The sequence below is a fragment of the Anaerotignum faecicola genome (assembly GCA_024460105.1).
Taxonomy (GTDB): domain Bacteria; phylum Bacillota; class Clostridia; order Lachnospirales; family Anaerotignaceae; genus JANFXS01.
This window is the reverse complement of record JANFXS010000296.1, coordinates 1-447: the sequence shown is the minus strand read 5'-3', so window position 1 is coordinate 447 and position 447 is coordinate 1. Positions and strand designations below refer to the sequence as shown.

Sequence of the window (447 nt, the reverse complement as noted above, 5' to 3'; positions counted from 1 at the left end):
CGAGAGCAGACCGGGCCGCCATTGTCTATACTGCAGACGGAGGGAGGGAGGAGATTGCCTGCGGCGACAGCAAAAAGGCTTTGGAATACGAGGTGGAAGATATGGAAAAGGCTGTGTCGGAACATCTTGTGTCAGAGAGCATGGCCCTTTCCCGGGATGTCATGTGGCTTTTAAGCAGTGTACAGAAGCGGTGGGAAGAACAGGGAGGACAGAAGGATGTACCAGTGCTGCATATTTGATTTGGATGGAACGATTATCAATACACTGCATTCTTTAAGGAAAACGGTGAATGAGACGATAAAACAGTTTGGCTATGGCCCCATGGATGAGTACCGCGTTAAGTATTTTGTGGGAGACGGATATAAAAAGCTGATGGAACGGACGCTTAAATACTGCGGGGACACAGAGCTTACTCATTATGAGGCGGCGCTGGAGGTCTATGATGAG

General features: G+C 49.2%; 2 protein-coding genes. Both read left to right on the top strand.

From position 1 onward, the window contains the following. A partial coding sequence (locus NE664_14050; GenBank protein MCQ4727757.1) for a gfo/Idh/MocA family oxidoreductase occupies nucleotides 1-239 on the top strand: 239 nt, incomplete at its 5' end. Further along, nucleotides 217-447 (top strand): HAD hydrolase-like protein (locus tag NE664_14045; protein MCQ4727756.1); only part of this gene is annotated, 231 nt, incomplete at its 3' end. The genes NE664_14050 and NE664_14045, both read left to right, overlap by 23 nt.